The 16069-nt window shown below is 70.6% G+C and carries 14 protein-coding genes; 6 read left to right on the top strand and 8 right to left on the bottom strand.

Annotation, left to right across the window (positions count from 1 at the left end; all coding sequences use genetic code 11):
* Positions 1-31 precede the first annotated feature (31 nt).
* The 8 genes from ACFU7Z_RS20670 to ACFU7Z_RS20635 all read right to left on the bottom strand — a co-directional run bounded on the left by ACFU7Z_RS20670 (position 32) and on the right by ACFU7Z_RS20635 (position 10590).
* On the bottom strand, positions 32-1309 hold the full coding sequence (locus tag ACFU7Z_RS20670) for a thymidine phosphorylase (protein WP_380778730.1): 1278 nt from the start codon (positions 1307-1309) through the stop codon (positions 32-34).
* A gap of 96 nt (positions 1310-1405) precedes the next feature.
* Positions 1406-1816 (bottom strand): cytidine deaminase, encoded by a 411-nt coding sequence (locus tag ACFU7Z_RS20665; protein WP_049649192.1) that lies wholly within the window; start codon positions 1814-1816, stop codon positions 1406-1408.
* Positions 1813-3078: an ABC transporter permease gene (locus tag ACFU7Z_RS20660; protein WP_074003914.1), complete on the bottom strand. Its 1266-nt coding sequence runs from the start codon at positions 3076-3078 to the stop codon at positions 1813-1815. The genes ACFU7Z_RS20665 and ACFU7Z_RS20660 overlap by 4 nt, the downstream gene beginning before the upstream one ends.
* 73 nt (positions 3079-3151) lie before the next feature.
* The gene (locus ACFU7Z_RS20655; protein ID WP_380778727.1) at positions 3152-4312 is read right to left on the bottom strand and encodes an ABC transporter permease; all 1161 of its coding nucleotides are present in this window, start codon (positions 4310-4312) and stop codon (positions 3152-3154) included.
* A gap of 3 nt (positions 4313-4315) precedes the next feature.
* Positions 4316-5842, bottom strand: a complete 1527-nt coding sequence (locus ACFU7Z_RS20650) for an ABC transporter ATP-binding protein (RefSeq protein ID WP_117491764.1) — start codon at positions 5840-5842, stop codon at positions 4316-4318.
* A 350-nt stretch (positions 5843-6192) separates the two neighbouring features.
* Complete coding sequence (locus ACFU7Z_RS20645; RefSeq protein WP_074003916.1) at positions 6193-7257, bottom strand: BMP family protein; 1065 nt, start codon at positions 7255-7257, stop codon at positions 6193-6195.
* A 276-nt stretch (positions 7258-7533) separates the two neighbouring features.
* The gene (locus ACFU7Z_RS20640; RefSeq protein WP_079272373.1) at positions 7534-8787 is read right to left on the bottom strand and encodes an amidohydrolase; all 1254 of its coding nucleotides are present in this window, start codon (positions 8785-8787) and stop codon (positions 7534-7536) included.
* A gap of 213 nt (positions 8788-9000) precedes the next feature.
* Positions 9001-10590: a methylmalonyl-CoA mutase gene (locus ACFU7Z_RS20635; RefSeq protein ID WP_380778725.1), complete on the bottom strand. Its 1590-nt coding sequence runs from the start codon at positions 10588-10590 to the stop codon at positions 9001-9003.
* A 135-nt stretch (positions 10591-10725) separates the two neighbouring features.
* Between ACFU7Z_RS20635 and ACFU7Z_RS20630 the strand changes: the two genes are divergently transcribed.
* From ACFU7Z_RS20630 to ACFU7Z_RS20605, 6 genes are all read left to right on the top strand, one after another.
* Complete coding sequence (locus ACFU7Z_RS20630) at positions 10726-11481, top strand: SDR family oxidoreductase (RefSeq protein ID WP_074003918.1); 756 nt, start codon at positions 10726-10728, stop codon at positions 11479-11481.
* 160 nt (positions 11482-11641) lie between these two features.
* The gene (locus tag ACFU7Z_RS20625) at positions 11642-12247 is read left to right on the top strand and encodes a 2-oxo-4-hydroxy-4-carboxy-5-ureidoimidazoline decarboxylase (protein ID WP_380778731.1); all 606 of its coding nucleotides are present in this window, start codon (positions 11642-11644) and stop codon (positions 12245-12247) included.
* A 327-nt stretch (positions 12248-12574) separates the two neighbouring features.
* On the top strand, positions 12575-12955 hold the full coding sequence (gene sdhC / locus ACFU7Z_RS20620; protein WP_074003919.1) for a succinate dehydrogenase, cytochrome b556 subunit: 381 nt from the start codon (positions 12575-12577) through the stop codon (positions 12953-12955).
* 8 nt (positions 12956-12963) lie between these two features.
* Complete coding sequence (gene sdhD, locus ACFU7Z_RS20615; RefSeq protein ID WP_049649183.1) at positions 12964-13455, top strand: succinate dehydrogenase, hydrophobic membrane anchor protein; 492 nt, start codon at positions 12964-12966, stop codon at positions 13453-13455.
* A gap of 51 nt (positions 13456-13506) precedes the next feature.
* Positions 13507-15249, top strand: a complete 1743-nt coding sequence (gene sdhA, locus ACFU7Z_RS20610) for a succinate dehydrogenase flavoprotein subunit (protein ID WP_049649182.1) — start codon at positions 13507-13509, stop codon at positions 15247-15249.
* Positions 15249-16022 carry a succinate dehydrogenase iron-sulfur subunit gene (locus ACFU7Z_RS20605; RefSeq protein WP_049649181.1) on the top strand — a complete coding sequence of 258 codons (774 nt, stop codon included), beginning with the start codon at positions 15249-15251 and terminating at the stop codon, positions 16020-16022. The genes sdhA and ACFU7Z_RS20605 overlap by 1 nt, the downstream gene beginning before the upstream one ends.
* Positions 16023-16069 lie beyond the last annotated feature (47 nt).

Here is a 16069-nt window from a genome sequence, read left to right as displayed (position 1 = left end):
GCACCGGCGGGCGGCTCGTTCACGACCGTGCTCAGGCGATGCGGTCGAGGACGATCGGGTTCGGGGTGAAGGCGGTGCCCGCCGGGGCGACCTCGATGCCGCCGGCCAGGGCCTCGACGGCGTAGTCGAAGCGCTCGGGGGTGTCGGTGTGCAGGGTCAGCAGGGGCTGGCCGGCCACCACGGTGTCGCCGGGCTTGGCGTGCATCTCGATGCCGGCGCCGGCCTGCACCGGGTCCTCCTTGCGGGCGCGGCCGGCGCCCAGGCGCCAGGCGCTGACGCCGATCGCGTAGGCGTCCAGCGTGGTGAGCACGCCGGAGGCGGGGGCCGGGATGACGTGCCGCTCGCGGGCGACCGGGAGCGGGGCGTCGACGTCGCCGCCCTGGGCGGCGATCATGCGGCGCCAGTGGTCCATCGCGGTGCCGTCGCGCAGCGCGTCCGCCGGGTCCTTGCCGTGGACGCCGGCCGCGGCGAGCATCTCGCGGGCGAGCGCGAGGGTGAGCTCGACGACGTCGGCCGGGCCGCCGCCCGCGAGCACCTCGACGGACTCGCGGACCTCCAGCGCGTTGCCCGCGGTGAGGCCGAGCGGGGTGGACATGTCGGTGAGCAGGGCGACGGTGTTGACCCCGGCGGTGGTGCCCAGGCCGACCATGGTGCGGGCGAGTTCGCGGGCGTCGTCCAGGTTCTTCATGAACGCCCCGGAGCCGACCTTGACGTCCAGGACCAGCGCGCCGGTGCCCTCGGCGATCTTCTTCGACATGATCGAGGAGGCGATCAGCGGGATGGCCTCGACGGTGCCGGTGACGTCGCGCAGCGCGTACAGCTTCTTGTCGGCGGGCGCGAGGCCGTCGCCGGCCGCGCAGATCACCGCGCCGACGGAGCCCAGCACGTCCATCATCTCCTCGTTGGAGAGCAGGGCGCGCCAGCCGGGGATGGACTCCAGCTTGTCGAGGGTGCCGCCGGTGTGGCCGAGGCCGCGGCCGGAGAGCTGCGGGACGGCGGCGCCGCAGGCGGCGACCAGCGGGGCGAGCGGCAGGGTGATCTTGTCGCCGACGCCGCCGGTGGAGTGCTTGTCGCTGGTGGGCAGCGGCAGCGAGGAGAAGTCCATCCGGACGCCGGAGCGGATCATGGCGTCGGTCCAGCGGCTGATCTCGTGCGGCTTCATGCCGTTCAGCAGGATCGCCATCGCCAGTGCGGACATCTGCTCGTCGGCGACCTCGCCGCGGGTGTAGGCGTCGATGACCCAGTCGATCTGAGCGTCGCTCAGTTCTCCGCGATCGCGCTTGGTCCTGATGACGGAGATGGCGTCCATGCGTGCTCCAAGAGGGGTTTCAAAAGCGAAGAGTGTCGCGAGATGACCGGGTTCCGGCCCACTCGCGACACTCTACGCGCGTAACAGAAAGGGAGGCTAGAGCCGTTCCGGCCCGAACGCGTCGGGCAGGACCTCGCTCATCGGCTTGATGCCCGAGGCCAGTTCGATCAGCAGCCCCGGCCCGCCGTGCTCGTACAGCAGCTGGCGGCAGCGCCCGCACGGCATCAGCAGTTCGCCGGCGCCGTCCACACAGGTGAAGGCGACCAGCCGGCCGCCGCCGGAGGAGTGCAGCGCGGACACCAGCCCGCACTCGGCGCACAGCCCCAGCCCGTACGAGGCGTTCTCGACGTTGCAGCCCGTGACCACCCGGCCGTCGTCCACCAGCGCGGCCGCGCCGACCGGGAACCTGCTGTACGGCGCGTACGCGCGGCCCATGGCCTCGCGCGCCGCCGAACGCAGCAGCTCCCAGTCGATCGCGGGCGGCGCCGCGGGCCCGTCGGCGGTCACTTGCCCTGGCCCTTGCGGTAGATCTGGCCGTCCGCCTTCGGCATCCGCAGTCGTTGCGCGGCCAGCGAGAGCACCACCAGGGTGATCAGGTACGGCGTGGCGACGATCAGCGGGCGCTGCACCTCGTCGGTGAACGAGTACCAGGCGATCAGGCCGGCCGCCACCACGAAGGAGGCCACCGTCGCGGTGTACTTGCGGCGGTACAGGTGCCAGAGCGCGAGCAGCACCATCGCGATGCCCACGATGAGGATCATCACGTGCACCGACTCCGGGTCGCGCAGCTGGAGGCTGTCGGTGAAGCCGAACAGGCCGGCGCCCATGGCGAGGCCGCCCGGCATCCAGTTGCCGAAGATCATCGCGGCGAGGCCGATGAAGCCGCGGCCGAGGGTCTGGCCGTCCTTGTAGAAGTGCGCCGCGACCAGCGAGAGGTACGCCCCGCCGAGGCCCGCGAAGGCACCGGAGGCGATGACCGCGAGGTACTTGTACTTGTAGACGTTGACGCCCAGCGACTCGGCGGCGGTCGGGTTCTCGCCGCAGGAGCGCAGCCGCAGGCCGAACACCGTGCGCCAGAGCGCGAAGTAGCTGACCACGATCAGCGCGCCGGCCACCAGCACGACCACCGAGATGTTGGTGACCAGGCCGCCGAGCACGCCCGCGACGTCCGAGACCAGGAACCAGTGGTGGTTCTCGATGCTCTTCAGCCCGGAGGACAGGCCCGGGACGGTGATGTACGGCAGCGGGTCCGCCGGCGGGGACTGGTTCTGGCCGGCACCGGCCGAGACGTAGTCCTTGTAGTAGATCCGGTTGACGTACGCGCAGATGCCGGGGATCAGCAGGTTGATGCCGACGCCGGAGACGATGTGGTCGACGCCGAAGGTGACGGTGACGACCGCGTGCAGCAGGCCGCCGAGCGCCCCGCCCAGCATGCCGGCCAGCAGGCCGACCCACGGGTTGACCAGGTAGCCCGCCCAGGCACCGCAGAAGGTGCCGGCGACCATCATGCCTTCGAGACCGATGTTGACCACACCGGCCCGCTCGGACCAGAGACCGCCCAGACCGGCCATGCCGATCGGCACGGCCGCGCCGAGCGCGGCGGTGATCTGCCCGGAGGAGGTCAGCGAGTGGTTGCCGGTGGCCATGCCCACGGCGGAGAACAGCACCAGGGCGCCCGCGATCAGCAGCAGGACGACCGGCCAGGACAGCTTGCGCTTCTTCGCGGGTGCGCCCGGCGCCTTCGCACGCGCAGCGGTAGCCGTGCTCATGCCCACACCTCGCTTCGCTCGGCGCGTGCTTCGCACAACACGCTGTACTTGATGGCTCGCTCGCTTCGCTCGCTCACGAGGCCACCTCCTTCTTCTCACTGTTCGCGGCGGCCTGGGCGGCGAGCTGGGCGCCGACCTTCTGCTGCTGGCGCTTCAGGCCGTAGCGGCGCACCAGCTCGTACGCGACGACGACGCAGATGACGATGGTGCCCTTCATGACGTCGACGATCTCGAAGGGGAAGCCGCCCTGGAGCGGCAGCACCGAGCCGGTGACGTCCAGGAAGGCGAACAGCAGCGCCGCGAAGGCGATGCCGATCGGGCTGTTCCGGCCGAGCAGGGCGATCGAGATGCCCAGGAAGCCCAGGCCGGGCTGGAAGCTCTGGCCGAAGTAGTGCGAGTTCTGCAGGAGCTCCGGCAGGCCGATCAGACCGGCGATGGCGCCGGAGACGACCATCGAGATGACCACCATGCGCTTGACGTTCACGCCGGAGGCGGTCGCGGCGGACTCCGAGCGGCCGGTGGCGCGCAGGTCGAAGCCGAAGCGGGTGCGGGTCAGCACGAACTGGAAGACCACGCCGACCAGGGCGGCGACGAAGATGAAGCCCCAGAGCGTCCCGCCGGCCGTCTCCATCGCGAAGAAGTGGCTGGACTGCGAGATCGGCTCGGTCTGGATCGAGTTGGTGGTGCCGCTGGTCTTCGGCGCGAAGATGCCGGGGACGAGCAGCAGACCGATGATCGCGGTCGCGATCGAGTTCAGCATGATGGTCGAGATGACCTCGCTGACGCCGCGGTAGACCTTCAGCAGACCGGCGACGCTCGCGTACAGGCCGCCGACCAGCATGGCGGTGACCAGCAGCAGCGGGATCTGGATGAAGGCCGGCAGGTCCACCTTGGCGCCGACGAAGGCCGCGAACAGCGCCGCGACCTTGTACTGACCCTCGACGCCGATGTTGAACAGGTTCATCCGGAACCCGAACGCGGCGGCCGCGGCGGCCAGGTAGTAGGTGGTGGACCGGTTGAGGATGCCCACCTGGCCGTCCGACTTGCTGGCGTACGTGAGCATCACGTTCCAGGCGTCGAACGGGTTCTTGCCCGAGGTCGCCAGCAGGACGGAACAGATCGCCACGGAGAGCAGGACCGCGAGCACCGGCGCCGCCAGCGCGAGCACGATCCGCTCACCGCTGAACCGCTGGGCCAGGCCGGGCTTCGCGGCTGCGGGATTGGGACTGGTCATGGGTTACTCCCCCGCCTGCGGGTCGTCGGCGGTGTCGGTGGGCTGGTGCCCGGCCTCGGCCCCGGTGCCCTCGGCCGCGACGGCCTGCGCCTCGGCGACGGCCTCCGGCTCGGACTCCAGGTGGCCGCTGGCGGCACCGGTCATCGCGGTACCGAGGTCCTCGGCGGTGACGGTGGCCGGGTCGGCGTCGGCGACCAGGCGGCCGCGGTAGATGACCCGGATGGTGTCGGACAGGCCGATCAGCTCGTCCAGGTCCGCGGAGATCAGCAGGACGGCCAGGCCGGCCCGCTGGGCGACCCGGATGTGCTCCCAGATCTGCGCCTGCGCGCCGACGTCCACGCCACGGGTGGGGTGGGCGGCGATCAGGAGCTTGGGCTGGTGGCTCATCTCGCGGCCGATGATCAGCTTCTGCTGGTTGCCGCCGGAGAGCGAGGCCGCGGTGACCTCGATGCCGGGGGTGCGGACGTCGTACTCCTCGACGATCCGCCAGGTGTCCGTCCGGGCGGCGGCCGGGTCCAGCAGCAGGCCCTTGGAGTTGGGCGCCTCGGTGACGTGGCCGAGGATGCGGTTCTCCCAGAGCGGGGCCTCCAGCAGCAGGCCGTGCTTGTGGCGGTCCTCGGGGATGTAGCCGATGCCGGCCTCGCGGCGGGCCCGGGTCAGGGTGCCGGAGAGGTCCTTGCCGTCCAGGGTGACGGTGCCGGCGTTCAGCGTCAGCATGCCCATGACGGCCTCGACCAGCTCGGCCTGGCCGTTGCCCTCGACACCGGCGATGCCGAGGATCTCGCCCTTGCGGATGCGCAGCGAGATGTCGTCCAGGACGACGCGCTCGATGCCCTCGGCGTCGGTCTTGGCGATCCGCAGGCCCTCGACGTCGAGCATCACGGTGTCGGTGACGGTCGACTCGCGGCTCTCCGGGGAGGGCAGCTCGGCGCCGACCATCAGCTCGGCGAGCTGGCGGGCGGTGACGGCCTTCGGGTCGGCGTCGCCGACCGTGGTGCCGCGCCGGATGACGCTGATCGCGTCGGCCACCGCGAGCACCTCGTGCAGCTTGTGCGAGATGAAGATGACGGTGACGCCCTCGGACTTGAGGTCCCGCAGGTTGTCGAACAGCGCGTCGACCTCCTGCGGGACGAGCACGGCCGTGGGCTCGTCCAGGATCAGGATCTTGGCGCCGCGGTACAGCACCTTGAGGATCTCGACGCGCTGGCGGTCGGCGACGCCGAGGTCCTCGACCAGGGCGTCCGGGCGCACGCCCAGGCCGTACTGGTCGGAGATCTCCTTGATCTTCGCCTTCGCCTTGGCGCCGATGCCGTGGAGCTTCTCGCCGCCGAGGACGACGTTCTCCCACACCGTGAGGTTGTCGGCGAGCATGAAGTGCTGGTGCACCATGCCGATGCCGCGGGAGATGGCGTCGCCGGGGGTGTGGAACTCGCACAGTTCGCCGTTGATCGCGATGGTGCCCTCGTCCGGCTTCTGCATGCCGTAGAGGATCTTCATCAGCGTCGACTTGCCGGCGCCGTTCTCACCCATCAGGGCGTGCACGGTGCCGGTGCGGACGGTCAGGTTGATGTCGTGGTTGGCCACGACACCCGGGAAGCGCTTGGTGATGCCGCGCAGCTCGACGGCCGGTGTCGCCGTCCCCGCGCTGGGGGTGCCGTCCTCGCGCGGGGGGACGGGGTCGGATGCGGTGATGGCGATCTCCTGGTGGTCTGGAGGCGCGTCGTTGCGCTGGGAGGGCCAAGGGGGAACATGGGGAGACGGAACAGGGCCCGGGGGTACGCGTTGAGCGCACCCTGCCGGGCCCCTCCCGTGAACTGTGTCGTGTTGCGTCGCGCTGCCGGGCAGGCGGCAGGCGCTGCGGCGTCCGGGACGCGCGGGCCTTACTGGCCGGCCGGCGCGGTCGGGATCGTGGTGGCGCCGGACTTGATCGCGTCGGCGGCGGCCTTCAGCTTGTCCTGGATGTCGTCGATCTTGCCGCCGGTGGTGGCGAGCGAGACGCCGTCGGCCTTCAGGTCGAACAGCTTGATGCCGGTCGGGGTCTGGCCCTGCTTGACCGACTGGACGTACGAGAACACCGCGGTGTCGACGTTCTTGACCATCGAGGTCAGGATGCTGTTCTTGTACTTCGCCAGGGCCGGCTGGCTGGCCTGGTCGGAGTCGACGCCGATGGCCCAGGCGCCCTGCTTGTTGGCGACGGCCTCGATGGCGCCGTTGCCGGAGGAGCCGGCGGCGGTGTAGATGACGTCCGCGCCCTTGTCGAGCTGGCCCTGGGCGGACTCCTTGCCCTTGTCGGGCGAGGCGAAGCCGGTGAAGTCCGGCGGGGTGCTCAGGTAGGTGGTCTCGACCGTGATGTTCGGGTCGACGGACTTCACACCCGCCTTGTAACCGGCCTCGAACTTCTTGATCAGCTCGGACTGCACACCGCCGATGAAGCCGACGTGCTTGGCCTTCGACTTGTTCGCGGCGGCGACACCGGCCAGGTACGAACCCTCCTGCTCGGCGAAGAGCAGCGAGGTGACGTTGGCCGGCTGGTCCTTGTCGTTCGAGTCGATGATCGCGAACTTCACGTTCGGGTTGTCCTTGGCGACCTTGTTGACGGCCGGCTGGTAGACGAAGCCGACCGCGACGATCGTCTTGTAGCCCGCGTCGATCAGGTTCTTGAGACGGGTCTCCTTGTCGGCCTCGGCCTCGCCCTGCTTGGCCTCGGCCTCGGTCACGGAGACGCCCAGCTCGGACTTGGCCTTGTCGAGGCCACGGGCGGCGGAGTCGTTGAACGACTGGTCGCCGCGGCCGCCGATGTCGTAGGCCATGCCGACCTTGAGCGAACCGTCGCCCGAGCCGGCGGAGGAGGAGTTGTCGGTGCTCTTTGCGCCGCAAGCGGCGAGCGAGGCCATGCCCAGGGAACCCGAGAGCACAACCGCGGCGAGCTTCATTGAACGGCGCAAGGGGATATCTCCTTCTACACGCAACCGTTTGGCGTGGTCGGTCGCCACCGTAACGCGCGTAGAACACGGTTGTGTTACGGGGTGCCAGAGCGTTCGGGTTGTTATCAAACCGTGGTCTGATGTTCTTCCTGAGGCTCTATCCCATGCGCGGACGGTGATCCGAGGTCGGTGCGGCCCAGTTTACGGAACCGTTCCGGACCCCCCGGATCCGACCGTTCCGCTTCACCCGCGCCGCCCCCGGAGCCGTCACCCCGCTCCGCCGCGCCCGGCCCGCCGTCAGCTGCCGTCCGCCTCCAGGGCCAGCGCCGAGAACAGCTCCACCCCGATGCCGATCGCCCGCTCGTCCACGTCGAACCGGCCCTGGTGGAGGTCCCGGACGGTGGCATCGCCGGGCGCCCGGACGCCGAGCCGGGCCAGCGCGCCCGGGGCGTGCTCCAGGTACCAGGAGAAGTCCTCGCCGCCCAGGCTCTGCTCGGTTCCCTCGACCACCTGGGCCCCGTCCGCGCCGAAGCGGGCGTTCATCGCCTCGTCCAACCGCGCGACCGAGACCGCCTCGTTGACCACCGGCGGCACCCCGCGGTGGTAGTCCAGCGTCCACTTGGCCCGGTAGGTCTCGGACACCTTGGCGATCAGCTCGTGCAACAGGTCCGGCGCCTCGCGCCAGCCGTCCAGCTCCAGGCAGCGGACGGTGCCCTCCAGTTCGGCGTGCTGCGGGATGACGTTGGGCGCGGAGCCGGAGGCGATCCGCCCCCAGACCAGGCTGACGCCCCAGCGCGGGTCCATCCGGCGGGCCAGCGCGCCCGGGAGGTCGGCGGCCATCCTGGCGACCGCGGTGACCAGATCGGTGGTCAGGTGCGGACGGGCGGTGTGCCCGCCGGGGCCGTCCAGGTGGAGCACCAGGCGGTCGCAGGCCGAGGTGATCGCCCCGACCCGCAGCGCGATCCGGCCGACCTCCACCTTGGGGTCGCAGTGCACCGCGAAGATCCGCCCGACGCCCGCCATCCCGCCGGCCTTGATCACGTCCAGCGCACCGCCCGGCATGACCTCCTCGGCGGGCTGGAACACCAGCCGGACGGGCCGGCGCAGCTCGCCGGTGCGGACGGCCTCCGCCAGCACCAGGCCGGTGCCGAGCACCACCGAGGTGTGCACGTCGTGGCCGCAGGCGTGGGCCCGGCCGGGGACGGTGGAGCGGTACGGCACATCGGTCTTGGCGTCGTCGATCGGCAGCGCGTCGATGTCGGCGCGGAAGGCCAGGAACTCCGTCCCCGGCGTGGTGCCGGGCGGGACGATGTCGACGAGCATGCCGGTGCCGCCGGGCAGCACCCGGGGTTCGAGGCCGGCGGCCACCAGACGGTCGCGCAGCAGCCCGGTGGTTCGGAACTCCTGGCGGCCCAGCTCCGGGTGCCGGTGCAGATCACGACGGAAGGCGATCAGCTCGGGCTCCAGCGCCCGGACCCGGTCGCGCAGATCGGCGGCGGGGCGTACGGCGGCCAGAGTGGCGCCCGACTGAGCGGGCTCAGGACGGTTCATCTCGCCAATCGTAGGCCTGTTGGGGGGATTTGGCCCGACTTCCGGAAAACTAGTCCCCGGATGGGCGCATACCGGCCTGACACGTGGGTATGACATCTTGTTTCAGCCGCCTTCCCCGGGTTGCGTGCCCTGTGCAACGATCCCCCGGGCCGGCGGTCACGGCCGCCAACCCCCCTGACGGCACCGGCGGGTTGACGGCCGTTCAGCTGGTGGTCAGAAGCGCTCCACCGGGGCGTACGTCCCCCACACCCCGCGCAGCGCGTCGCACACCTCGCCGACGGTGGCCCGGGCGGCCAGCGCCTCCTTCATCGGGTACAGCACGTTCCCCGTCCCCTCGGCGGTGCGGCGCAGCCCGTCCAGCGCCCGGGTGACGGCGCCGGCCGAGCGCTCGGCCCGCAGCCGGGCCAGCCGCCGCGCCTGCCGCGCCTCGATCGCCGGGTCCACCCGCAGCGGCTGGTACGGCTCCTCCGTGTCCGACCGGAAGCGGTTGACCCCGACCACGGTCCGCTCCCCGGAGTCGGTCTCCTGCTGGAGCCGGTAGGCGGTGCGCTCGATCTCGCCCTTCTGGTAGCCGCGTTCGATCGCGGCCACCGCGCCGCCCTGCTCCTCGATCCGGTCCATCAGCGCCCGCGCGGCGGCCTCCACCCCGTCGGTGAGCGACTCGACGGCGTAGGAGCCGGCGAACGGGTCGACGGTGGCCGTCACGTCGGTCTCGTACGCGAGCACCTGCTGGGTGCGCAGGGCGAGCCGGGCGGCCTTCTCGGTGGGCAGCGCGATCGCCTCGTCGAAGCCGTTGGTGTGCAGCGACTGGGTGCCGCCGAGCACCGCGGCGAGCGCCTGGACGGTGACCCTGGCCAGGTTGACCTCGGGCTGCTGGGCGGTGAGCTGCACCCCCGCGGTCTGGGTGTGGAAGCGCAGCATCTGCGAGCGCGGGTCCCGGGCGCCGAATCCGTCCCGCATGATTCTGGCCCAAATCCTGCGTGCGGCGCGGAACTTGGCCACTTCCTCCAACAGGGTCGTGCGGGCCACGAAGAAGAACGAGAGCCGGGGGGCGAAGTCGTCCACGGCCATCCCGGCGGCGAGCGCGGTACGGACGTAGGCGATGCCGTTGGCCAGGGTGAAGGCGACCTCCTGCGCGGGATCGGCCCCGGCCTCGGCCATGTGGTAGCCGGAGATCGAGATGGTGTTCCAGCGCGGGACCTCGGCCCGGCAGTAGCGGAACACGTCGGCGGCCAGCCGCAGCGAGGGCTCCGGCGGGAAGATGTAGGTGCCGCGGGCGATGTACTCCTTCAGCACGTCGTTCTGGACCGTCCCGGTGAGCGCCGACGGCGCCACCCCCTGGGCCTCGCCGACCAGTTGGTAGAGGAGCAGGAGCAGCGCGGCGGGCGCGTTGACGGTCATCGAGGTGGACACCCCGCCGAGCGGGATGCCGTCGAACAGCACCGCCATGTCCTCGACGCTGTCCACGGCGACGCCCACCCGGCCGACCTCCCCGGCGGCGAGCGGCGCGTCCGAGTCGTAGCCCATCTGGGTGGGCAGGTCGAAGGCGACCGAGAGGCCGGTGCCGCCGCCCGCGATCAGCTGCCGGTAGCGGGCGTTGGACTCGGCGGCGGTGCCGAAGCCCGCGTACTGGCGCATCGTCCACGGGCGGCCGGTGTACATCGTCGGGTAGACGCCCCGGGTGAAGGGGTACTCCCCCGGCCGGCCCAGCCGGGCGTCGGCGTCCCAGCCGGCCGGCGACCCGGGGCCGTACACCGGCTCGATCTCGAAGCCGGACTCGGCGCGGCGCGGCTCGGCTGCCATGGGGCCCTCCGGGGCTGGGGGAACGGGGTCCTCGCACTATCGGGCTCCCCGCCGTGCGGGAGGCGACCGGCCCGCCGGAGCGCCGGCGCGGTTGAGATGATCGGGTGAACGACCGATGAGCCCCAGGGAGTGGCAATGACCGAGCAGAAGGTGGCCGTGGTCACCGGTGCCAGCAGCGGAATCGGCGCGGCGACCGCCCGCCGGCTGGCCGCCGAGGGCTTCGACGTGGTGCTGACCGCCCGCCGCACCGAGCGCGTCGAGGCGCTGGCCAAGGAGATCGCCGAGCGGGGCGGCTCCGCCCGGGCCGTCACCCTGGACGTCACCGACCGGGCCGCGGTGGACGCCTTCGCGGCCGCCGTCGGCCGGGTGGACGTCCTGGTGAACAACGCCGGCGGCGCGATCGGCGCCGAGACCGTCGAGCACGGCGACCCGGCCGACTGGCGGGCCATGTACGAGGTGAACGTGCTCGGCGTGCTGCAGGTGACCCAGGCCCTGCTGCCGGCCCTGCGGGCGACCGGCGACGGCACGGTCCTGGTGCTCTCCTCGACCGCCGCGCTGGCCGCGTACGAGGGCGGCGGCGGGTACGTCGCCGCCAAGCACGCCGCGCACACCATCGCCGCCACACTGCGGCTGGAGCTGTGCGGGGAGCCGATCCGGGTGATCGAGATCGCCCCCGGCATGGTGAAGTCCGAGGGCTTCGCGGTCACCCGCTTCCGCGGCGACGAGGAGAAGGCCGCCGCGGTGTACGCGGGCGTGGCCGAACCGCTCACCTCGGAGGACATCGCGGACACCGTGGCGTGGGCGGTCACCCGGCCCTCGCACGTGAACATCGACCTGCTGGTGGTCCGGCCGAGGGCGCAGGCCGCCAACCACAAGGTCCACCGCGACTGAGCCCGGGAACGGGCGGGGAGGGCGCTGACGTGCAGGTGTCAACGTCACAACTTGATAGCTCGTCCGGATGAATTCGGCGCGCGCCCTCCCCAACTGATGACCGCTCAACTACCTTTGAGGCGCTGAACGACCGGCGCTCGCGCGCCCCTCGGCAGCCCCCATCCCACCTGCGCACCACCCCGTTCCACCGGCACCTTCCCGCCCTCACGAGGAGGACCCGCTGGCCAGCGACATCCCGTCACAGCGGCTCGACGTCAGAACAGAGCCGACCCTCCTCGGGCTGCACCGCTTCAACGAAGCCGACGCCGGCGCCGCCGAGGAGGCCCTCCTGGCCTGCTGCGGCAGCCACCGCTGGGCCCTGCGCCTGACCGCGCACCGGCCCTACCCCGACATCGAGTCCCTGCTGGCCGCCGCCAGCGAGGCCTCCTACGACCTCCGACCGGCCGACCTCACCGAGGCCCTGGCGGACGAGAGCTGGATGCCGCAGCCGCTGCTCGGCATGCGGGCTCCCGGCAGCCAGGCCGCCCACACCGCGCTGCGGGCGGCGCACGCCGCGTACGAGGCCCGGTTCGGCCACGTCTTCGTGGTCTGCCTGGAAGGGGTCGCCCCGGAGGAGATGCTCGACACCGTGCTCTCCTCGATCCGCACCCGCCTCGCCAACGACCCGGACGAGGAGCGGCTGATCGCGTCCGACGAACTCCGCCGGATCGCCCTCACCCGACTGGAGCACCTGGTCGCCACCCACCCGGAGACCGCGGCGCGCTGAGCCCGCATCACGCCCCCTCTTCACCCTGCCGGGTGACAACGATCACGAAACCGCCCGGACGAGTGAACCGACCCCGCCACCGGATCCGACCGCCGCGCCCCGCGCCCACCGACGCGGGGCGCGAGCATGCCGTCACCCATCGTGATGACTCCGGGTTTGGTTCCCGCTCCACTAGGCCAGAAGTGCCTGATTGATCACACCTGGGGCCCCCGGAGGCGGTTCACGACAAGGCGTCGATAGGATGCTGGCGGCCGGTGGACCGTACCCGGCCGGGCTGACCGACACCGAAGCCGGCCGAGCCCCCAATCGCTTCCGGAGGGTTTTTCCGTGCCGGCTGGAACGCTGTACCGCGGCCGGGAAGGCATGTGGAGCTGGGTGGCTCATCGAGTCACCGGCGTCCTCATCTTCTTCTTCCTGTTCGCCCACGTCCTCGACACCGCCCTCGTGCGAGTGTCGCCGGAGTCCTACGACACCGTCATCCAGACGTACAAGACTCCGCTCGTGAACCTGATGGAGTACGGCCTGGTGGCCGCCATCCTGTTCCACGCCCTGAACGGCCTGCGCGTCGTCGCAGTGGACTTCTGGTCGAAGGGCCCGAAGTACCAGAAGCAGATGCTCTGGAGCGTCGTCGGCGTCTGGGTCGTCCTGATGGCCGGTTCCTTCTACGGGATCCTCCAGCACACGCTGATCTCCTGGTTCGGGAAGTGAGCCGAGACATGTCCACGGAATACTCCGACGCCATCGTCGTCCCCTCGAAGCAGGCGCACACCGGCAAGGGACTGGGCACCGGCAACCCGGCCGACGCGTTCGTCATCGAGCCTCCGCGCAAGCGGACCACGAAGACCCCGCGTCGCACCCGCACCAACTTCGAGATGCTGGCCTGGCTCTTCATGCGCCTGTCCGGTGTCGTTCTGGTCGTGCTGATCCTCGGCCACCTGCTGATCATGCTGGTGCTCGACGGCGGCGTCTCCAAGATCGGCTTCGCCTTCGTGGCCGGCCGCTGGGCCTCGCCGTTCTGGCAGGGCTGGGACCTCCTGATGCTCTGGCTCGCCATGCTGCACGGCGCCAACGGCATGCGTCAGGTCATCAACGACTATGCCGAGAAGGACTCGACCCGGCTCTGGCTCAAGGGGCTCATGGGTACCGCCACGGTCTTCACCGTGCTGCTCGGCACCCTGGTGATCTTCACCTTCGACCCCAACATCTGAGCCGCGAGCACCATCGACCATCGGCAGAGGCCAGAGGCGAGTTAACCCCCCATGCAGATTCACCAGTACGACACCGTCATCGTCGGCGCCGGCGGCGCCGGCATGCGCGCGGCCATCGAGTCGACGCAGCGCAGCCGCACCGCCGTCCTGACCAAGCTCTACCCGACCCGGTCCCACACCGGCGCGGCCCAGGGCGGCATGTGCGCCGCCCTGGCCAACGTCGAGGAGGACAACTGGGAGTGGCACACCTTCGACACGGTCAAGGGTGGTGACTACCTGGTCGACCAGGACGCCGCCGAGATCATGTGCAAGGAGGCCATCGACGCCGTCCTCGACCTGGAGAAGATGGGCCTTCCCTTCTCCCGCACCGAGCAGGGCCGGATCGACCAGCGCCGCTTCGGCGGCCACTCCCGCAACCACGGCGAGGCCCCGGTCCGCCGCTCGTGCTACGCGGCCGACCGCACCGGCCACATGATCCTCCAGACGCTGTTCCAGAACTGCGTCAAGCACGGCGTCGAGTTCTTCAACGAGTACTACGTCCTCGACCTGCTGATCAACGAGGGCAAGACGGCCGGCGTCGTCGCGTACGAGCTGGCCACCGGCGAGATCCACGTCTTCCAGGCCAAGTCGGTCGTGTTCGCCTCCGGCGGCACCGGCAAGTTCTTCAAGGTCTCCTCCAACGCCCACACCCTCACCGGTGACGGCCAGGCCCTGGTCTACCGCCGCGGCCTGCCGCTGGAGGACATGGAGTTCTTCCAGTTCCACCCGACGGGCATCTGGCGCATGGGCATCCTGCTCACCGAGGGCGCCCGCGGCGAGGGCGGCATCCTGCGCAACAAGGACGGCGAGCGCTTCATGGAGCGCTACGCCCCCGTCATGAAGGACCTCGCGTCCCGTGACGTCTGCTCCCGCGCGATCTACACCGAGATCCGCGAAGGCCGCGGCTGCGGTCCGGACGGCGACCACGTCTACCTGGACCTGACCCACCTGCCCCCGGAGCAGCTGGACGCCAAGCTGCCGGACATCACCGAGTTCGCGCGCACCTACCTCGGCATCGAGCCCTACACGGACCCGATCCCGATCCAGCCCACCGCGCACTACGCCATGGGCGGCATCCCGACCAACGTCGAGGGTGAGGTCCTGCGCAACAACACCGACATCGTCCCGGGCCTGTACGCGGCCGGCGAGGTCGCCTGCGTGTCCGTGCACGGCGCCAACCGCCTGGGCACCAACTCGCTGCTGGACATCAACGTGTTCGGCCGCCGCGCGGGCATCGCCGCCGCCGACTACGCCAACGCGAACGGCTTCGTCGAGCTGCCCGAGAACCCGGCCGAGAAGGTCCAGGCCCTGGTCGACGGCCTGCGCGAGGGCACCGGCACCGAGTCCGTGGGGCAGATCCGCAAGGAGCTGCAGGAGACCATGGACACCAACGCCATGGTGTACCGCACCGGCGCCACCCTGAAGCAGGCGGTCGAGGACATCGCCGCGCTGAAGGAGCGCTACAAGAACGTCTCCATCCAGGACAAGGGCTTCCGCTACAACACGGACCTCCTGGAGGCCGTCGAGCTGGGCAACCTGCTCGACCTGGCCGAGGTGCTGGCCGTCTCCGCGCTGGCCCGCGAGGAGTCCCGCGGCGGCCACTACCGCGAGGACTTCCCGACCCGTGACGACGTGAAGTTCATGCAGCACACCATGGCGTACCAGGAGGTCGCCGCCGACGGCAGCACCTCCATCCGCCTCGACTACAAGCCGGTCGTCACGACCCGCTACCAGCCGATGGAGCGTAAGTACTGATGAGCACTCCGACCGTGGAGAAGCACTCGGCCGCTCTGGACGCGGTCGAAGCCGGTGCCGTCCAGCCGATCACCGTCACCGTCCGGATCCGCCGGTTCAACCCGGAGGAGCACCCGGACCCGGTGTGGGTCGACTACCAGCTGACGATGGACCCGAAGGAGCGCATCCTCGACGCGCTCAACAAGATCAAGTGGGAGCAGGACGGCACCCTCACCTACCGCCGTTCCTGCGCCCACGGCATCTGCGGCTCCGACGCCATGCGGATCAACGGCCGCAACCGGCTGGCGTGCAAGACCCTGATCAAGGACGTCAACCCGGAGAAGCCGATCACGATCGAGGCCATCAAGGGCCTCACGGTCCTCAAGGACCTGGTCGTGGACATGGACCCGTTCTTCCAGGCGTACAAGGACGTCATGCCGTTCCTCATCACCAAGGGGAACGAGCCGACCCGCGAGCGCCTGCAGTCCGCCGAGGACCGCGAGCGCTTCGACGACACCACCAAGTGCATCCTGTGCGCCGCGTGCACGTCGTCCTGCCCGGTGTTCTGGAACGACGGCCAGTACTTCGGCCCGGCCGCCATCGTCAACGCGCACCGCTTCATCTTCGACTCGCGCGACGAGGGTGCCGAGCAGCGCCTGGAGATCCTCAACGACCGTGAGGGCGTGTGGCGCTGCCGCACCACCTTCAACTGCTCGGAGGCCTGCCCGCGCGGCATCGAGGTCACCAAGGCGATCCAGGAAGTGAAGCGGGCCCTGGTGACCCGCCGCTTCTGATCCCACCCGCCACACCGGAGGCCCCCGCCCGATCCTCGGATCGGGCG

This window comes from Kitasatospora sp. NPDC057518 (assembly GCF_042802075.1).
Lineage (GTDB): Bacteria > Actinomycetota > Actinomycetes > Streptomycetales > Streptomycetaceae > Kitasatospora.
This window is presented reverse-complemented; position numbering and strand designations above follow the sequence as displayed.